Source organism: Pontiella sp. (assembly GCF_041622395.1).
GTDB lineage: Bacteria > Verrucomicrobiota > Kiritimatiellia > Kiritimatiellales > Pontiellaceae > Pontiella.
Map to the genome: position 1 here is coordinate 1 of NZ_JBFJYW010000235.1, position 6,203 is coordinate 6,203.

Consider the following 6,203-nt stretch of genomic DNA (forward strand, 5'->3'; position numbering starts at 1 on the left):
TCAGCCGTCCGGAGGAATGGGGCGGTGCGGGATTCGGCGGGCAGAGATTGCTCGTATTCCTCGTAATCACATCCCTCAACCGTGACCCGCCCTACAAACCATGCCGCCCTACAATGTTTCCGCCCTGCAAAAAACACCGCCACAAAAAAGGCCGCCTTGTGGGCGGCCTTGAAGGGTCGGTTTTGCGCGGCGGTTAGACCTCGAGCTCTTTGCCGGTGAGCAGCTTGTAGGCTTCGAGATATTTTTCGCGGCTTTTCATGATGATCTCTTCGGGCAGGGCGGGGGCGGGCGGGGTTTTGTCCCAGTCGAGCGTTTCGAGGTAGTCGCGGACAAACTGCTTGTCGAACGAAAAGGGCGAGGAGCCGGGCTTGTAGGTGTCGGCCGGCCAGAAGCGGGAGCTGTCGGGCGTGAGCACTTCGTCGATGAGGATCAGCTCGTCGCCGATCATGCCGAACTCGAATTTGGTGTCGGCGATGATGATGCCCTTCGTCAGGGCGAAATCGGCGGCGGTTTGGTAGAGCTTCAGGCTGATATCGTGCAGTTTGGTGCCCAGCTCTTCGCCGACGATTTCCTTCATCTGCTCGTAGGAGATGTTTTCGTCGTGGCCTTCGTCGGCCTTGGTGGACGGGGTGAAGATCGGCGCGTCGAGCTTGCCGGCCATTTCGTAGCCGGCGCGCAGCGGCATGCCGCCGATGGTGCCGGCCTTCTGGTATTCTTTCCAGCCGGAGCCGATCAGGTAGCCGCGCACGATGCATTCCACTGGCAGAAGCTCGGCCTTTTTAACCAGCATCGAGCGGCCCTTGAGCAGCTCTTTGTGTTCTTGGAGTTCGGGCGGGAAGTCGGCGACGTCGGTGGAGATCATGTGGTTTTTGACCACGTCGCCGGTGCGGTCGAACCAGAATTTGGAGATCATGTTCAGCACGCGGCCCTTGTCGGGAATGCCGTTGGGCATGATGCAGTCGAACGCGGAAATGCGGTCGGAGGCCACAAACAGGTATTGGTCGCCCAGATCGTAGACTTCGCGGACTTTGCCGGATTTGAATTTTTCAATGCCGGGCAGGTCGATTACGGTTGCAGCTTCGGTCATGGAATTCTCCCTAAGTTATTGGTTCTTAAAACGCGCGGCATAATACGGAGCCGAGCTTCCCGGCGCAACCCAAACCGCGCTAAATACGACCTTTCAGATAATCTTATTGCCGCGCGCCTCCCCGGGGCGGAGCTCCGCCCACACTTGCGCAAGTGTGCGCATGCTGCGCGGATGGTGGCGGGGGGCGGCGGATCGGCGTTAGATTTTGCCTTTGAGGTAGTCCTGGCGCTTGGTTTCGGGGAATTTTTCGATGGCATAGCGCAGCATGGTGCGCGGCATGTGGGGGTAGCGCGGTGTCAGAAAGGCCTCTTCTGCGGCGAGGTTGCGTTTGCCGATTTCGCGCAGCATCCAGCCGACGGCCTTGTGGATCAGGTCGTGTGGGTCGTCGAGCAGGAGGTCGGCAATGGCCAGCGAGGTGTCGAAGCGGCCCAGGGCGATGAAGTGGAAGGTGGCCAGCAGTCCGATCCGCCGTTCCCAAAGGTTGGAGCTCTTCGCGAGCCGGAAGAGCGGCGCGTGGGAGCGGTCGAGCAGCCATGGTCCGACGATCTTGTGGGCGGAGGAGTCGACCAGGTCCCAGTTGTTGATCCGGGCCGTATTGGCCAAGTATGCCCGATAGATTTCCTCCTGTTGCCGCGGTTCCGATGGTTGGAAAAGGTCGACCATCATCAGCAGGGCGAGCAACCGCGCCTCGTGGTATTCCGATTGGAGCAGCGCGAGCATCTCCGGCAGCCCGGTTCCGCGGAACCGCCGTGCCAGCCGGCGGGTTTGCGGCACGCGAATGCCGAGGAAAACATCCCCTTCGCCATAGTCTCCTTTCCCCGTCTTGAAGAACCGCTGCAGAACGGCGGCGTCTTCTGGGTTGGCGAGTTGGCGGAGTTCGGAACCTATTTCTTTGGCGGTGGCCTGCATGGGCTTATTTTGAACCAAACGAAGGGTTGGTATTGCAACCTCAATCATTATACTGATCGGGATTTATTTCAGGAGATTTCAATTGATTGACCTACATGTACATTCTGTCTATTCGGACGGCACGAATACCCCCGAAGAACTGGTTCGGATGGCCGAGGAGCGTGGCCTTGCGGCCATTGCCCTGACCGACCACGATACCGTTGGGGGGATCGTGCCGCTGCTGGACGCCGCCGCGGGCTCCTCGGTCGAGGCGGTGACGGGCATTGAGCTGAGCGCCGAGTGCGACCGCGGAACCATGCATATCCTCGGCTATTTCATCGACCACACCTGCGAGAAGTTGCTCGAAAAAATCAACATCGTTCGCGAGGGGCGCGAGGAGCGGAATGTCGAAATTCTCAAAAAACTCAACAAGCTGGGCTATGTCCTCACCTGGAGCGACGTGGTGCAGGAGGCGGGGGCGGACGTCGTGGGGCGGCCGCACTTTGCCGCCGCGCTGGTGAAGCGGCGGCATGTGAAAACCCGCAAGGCGGCGTTCGACCTGCTGTTGGCCAAGGGGCGCCCGGCCTACGTCGAGCGCTACCGCTATACCGCCTGCGAATGCATCGATCTGATCCGGCAGGCGGGCGGCATCTCCGTTTTGGCGCACCCGGCCACCATCTACATGCCCGACGACCAGCTCAAAGGGCTCGTCAAGGGACTCGCCCGCAACGGACTCGGCGGTATCGAGGCCTACTATGCCGAACACCATCCCGAAAACATGGCCCGTTTTTCCGAGTGGGCCCAGGAACTCGGCCTGATCTGCACCGGCGGCACCGACTTCCACGGCGGCAACACGCCCGATCTCAGGCTCGGATCCGGATTCGGCCAGCTCCATGTTCCCGACGAAGCCCTTGAACAGCTTAAGGCGGCCAAGGCCCGTATTTGATGGTCTTCTTGACGGGGTGCGGGCGCGCATTCCTTCCGGCTGGGGTTCCATTGCCCTGAGCCGGCGTTGCCGGATCCAAATCTATTTTTTACCCTGAATTTTGGAATGGAACTACGGATGAACTCAGATGGACACTGATGCTCAATGAAATATGGAGCTTGTTCCGCGCACCCTCTGGAGGAAGAGCCCGATTTGCATATCCTGTTCTTGGATCCGTGGTTATCCGCGTTGAGCCGCGGTTCATTTGCTTTTCCAGCTTTACAACCCATTTGCCGGGGCGCATCCGTCCTCGGCGGCTCGGGGACTCCGTGTGTTTGCAATGGTTACGAATCCGTAATTTATGTGGTGCAATTTTTCTGAAGAGGGATCGTTATTCGTCGATTACTTGGAGTTGTTGGAGAAATTATTAATACGAGGTGGCATCGATGCGTTGGCAAAAAGGATGGTTGTTCGGAATTTTGGTTTTGGGGCTGGGTATGGGCTCGTCGGCGCAGGATCGCGGCGGGCGCAGCAACGGCGGCTCTTCTTCGGGCGGGGGCGGGTCGCGGCCCAGCGGCGGCATGACCGGCATGCGCCCTGGCGGCATGACCCAGGGCAGCGGCACGAGTGGCATCGTCGCCACCGATCAGGCCACCCGCGACGCGGCCATCATGAGCGGACGCACCGCCGGAACCGGCGCCGACTCGGACATCGCCGTCAACTGGGAAAACATCACCCTTAAGGACTGCATCGAAGTCCTCTGCCGCGACCTCGAGATGGAATTCATCATTTCGCCGTCGGTCAACGTCTCGCAGGAAGTCAGCATCCGCGCCGGCGACGTCACGAAATGGGAGCGCGAAGACAAGCTTGAAATGTTCGATGCCATTCTGGAAACCGCCGGCGTGCAGCGCATCGCCCGCGGCCGCGTCTGGGTCTTTTCCCCGTCCGACCTCCGCCCGATCGTCGAGGCCGACAAGGATTCCGAATATCCCGACGGCAAGCCGATCATCGGCGTCATCCGCTTGAAGAACATCGGGGCCACCACCGCGCAAACCTTCCTGAACAATTTCAGCGGCAAGACGAAGAACGTCTTCGGCATGGAATCTTCCGGCGTCTTGATCGTGCTGGGCACCCAGGCCTATTTGGACCAGATGTACAACTTGCTCAAGATCGTCGATGTGCCTTCGACGGTCATGGTCCAGCACGTCCTCAAAGTCGCCGATGCGTCGGATGTGGCCGAGGAGCTGACCAACGTCTTCTACCGCCGCACCGGATACGACGGCTCCGCCGTCCAGTTTTTTGCGATTGCCCGCCTGAACATGGTCGTTGCCCACAACGCCACCGAGTCGCTCGCGGAGGAGATCGAACGCTGGATCGCGATGCTCGACCGCACCGAGGGGCAGAACGAGCGCGTCACCAAGATCTACCGCCTTAAAGTGGTCGAGGCCGAAACGATCGGCAACACCCTCGACGAGCTTTACTCCACCCTCTACCAGCAAACCCTCGACGTGCAGCAGGAAATGGGCAAGAGCGCAACGAAGCAGACTACCGGCAAGAACGATGCGGCAAACGCCTCCAACCAGGGCAACAAGAAAACCGATGCCGCCGCCACCGCCGCGCAATCCACGGCGAAAACGGCGACCGCCTCCGCGGCGGGCGGTTCCGACGCCGCCGGAACCGGAACCGTCGGCACTGCGGTCAACGAAGAGGTCATCGTCCTGTCCGACGAAGACACCAACACCCTGATCGTCAACGCCCCCGCCAACATGCACAAGCAGATCAAGGCCACCATCGAAGAGCTCGACCGCTCCCGCCGTCAAGTCCTCATCGAAACCGTCCTCGTCGAGGTCACGCTCGACGAAAGCCTCGACCTCGGCATCGAATGGGCCGTCATCGGCGACGGCGACCCCTCGCACTCCGGCTCCATGCTCAGCAGCATCGGGCTCGATTCCCTCACCACCGGCGGCGACTCCATGACGGCGGCGCCCGATGGGCTGACCTATCTGATGAACGCCAACGACAAGTCGATGGCGCTCATCCATGCCGCCGAAGAGGACGACCGTTTGCAGGTGCTCTCCTCCCCGACCGTGCTGACCCGCGATGGCATGGAAGCCGAAATCTCCTTCGGCGAAGAGGTGCCGATCCAGCAGAGCACCGTCACCGACGGCGGCAACGAAAACTTCTCCTACGACTACCGCGACGCCAAGATCACCCTCACGGTCACCCCCAAAATCGATGACAACCGCATGGTCACCCTCGACCTCGAACAGACCCTGCGCTCGATCAATCCCGACACCATCGACGACGAGGCCCCCAAGTTCTACACCCGCGAGCTGCGCTCGAACCTGCAGGTGGCCGACGGCCAGACGATCATCCTCGGCGGCTTGATCCAGCGCAACGACCAGAAGGTGCATTCCGGAATCCCGCTCCTGTGCAAGATCCCCTACATCGGTTGGATCTTCGGTCGCACCAAGACCGCCAAGGTCGGGTCCGAAATCCTCATGATCCTCACGCCGCACGTGGTCGAAACCCGCGACGAAACCGACTCCCTCTCGCGCGAGTTCCAGCAGAAGATCCTCGGCGCGATGGACGAAAAGGATATCCGTACCATCTTCAACCTGAAGGAAGAACCCCTCGAAAAACCGGTACGCCCCGACGCTTCCGGGGAAGCCGCCGATGCGGAGCCCGTTGACGCGGAGGCGGAATAATGGCCTACCGTCAACTTGGAGACATCCTCGTGGCGCACGGGTGCGTGGGACGCGATCCCGTGCAGGCCGCTCTGCGCAAGCAGGCGGCAACCGGTGCCCGGCTCGGCGAAACCCTCGTTGAGGACGGCGCCATCCAGCCCGCCGACCTCACCGCCGCGCTCGCCGAACAGTTCGAGCTTGCGGTCTGTCCGGTCGCGGATCCGGTGAAGCATCTGTGGCTCGACGAAAACCTGCCGTACCCGTTCCTGGTCGAGCACCGCGTGCTCTTCCTCATCGACGGCGAAACGATCACGGCCATCACCGACGACCCGACCGACTGGGCCAGCCTCGAGGCCGTCCGCATGCACCGCGGCCAGGAACTCGAAATCCAGCTCGTGCCCACCCCGGCCATGGACGACGCGCTCGCCCGCGCCGAGGATTTCGCCGCCAACAACCTCGGCTCCATGATGCAGGACGCCGAGGTCTTCGAGGCCGGCGACTGGGGCGACGAAGAGGAGCACCTGCGCGACCTCGCGCTCGAAGCGCCCGTCGTGCGCATGGTCAACCTCATCATTACGGCGGCCGTCGAAAAGCGCGCGTCCGACATCCACATCGA

At 61.3% G+C, this 6,203-nt stretch carries 4 protein-coding genes and 1 pseudogene; 3 read left to right on the forward strand and 2 right to left on the reverse strand.

Annotated elements, in window-relative coordinates:
- Positions 1-193 precede the first annotated feature (193 nt).
- Both ABYO54_RS12850 and ABYO54_RS12855 read right to left on the reverse strand, forming a co-directional pair.
- Positions 194-1,087, reverse strand: coding sequence for a phosphoribosylaminoimidazolesuccinocarboxamide synthase (locus ABYO54_RS12850; protein WP_372808650.1), 894 nt, complete (start codon positions 1,085-1,087; stop codon positions 194-196).
- A 198-nt stretch (positions 1,088-1,285) separates the two neighbouring features.
- Positions 1,286-2,044 carry a DNA alkylation repair protein gene (locus tag ABYO54_RS12855; RefSeq protein ID WP_372808651.1) on the reverse strand — a complete coding sequence of 253 codons (759 nt, stop codon included), beginning with the start codon at positions 2,042-2,044 and terminating at the stop codon, positions 1,286-1,288.
- A gap of 34 nt (positions 2,045-2,078) precedes the next feature.
- Here ABYO54_RS12855 and ABYO54_RS12860 point away from each other — a divergent pair, with 34 nt between their 5' ends.
- The 3 genes and pseudogenes from ABYO54_RS12860 to ABYO54_RS12870 form a co-directional block, all read left to right on the forward strand.
- Complete coding sequence (locus ABYO54_RS12860; protein ID WP_372808652.1) at positions 2,079-2,921, forward strand: PHP domain-containing protein; 843 nt, start codon at positions 2,079-2,081, stop codon at positions 2,919-2,921.
- A gap of 446 nt (positions 2,922-3,367) precedes the next feature.
- Positions 3,368-5,608: a secretin N-terminal domain-containing protein gene (locus ABYO54_RS12865; protein WP_372808653.1), complete on the forward strand. Its 2,241-nt coding sequence runs from the start codon at positions 3,368-3,370 to the stop codon at positions 5,606-5,608.
- Positions 5,608-6,203 (forward strand): annotated as a pseudogene (locus ABYO54_RS12870) (hypothetical protein); the annotation flags it as partial. The gene ABYO54_RS12865 and the pseudogene ABYO54_RS12870, both read left to right, overlap by 1 nt.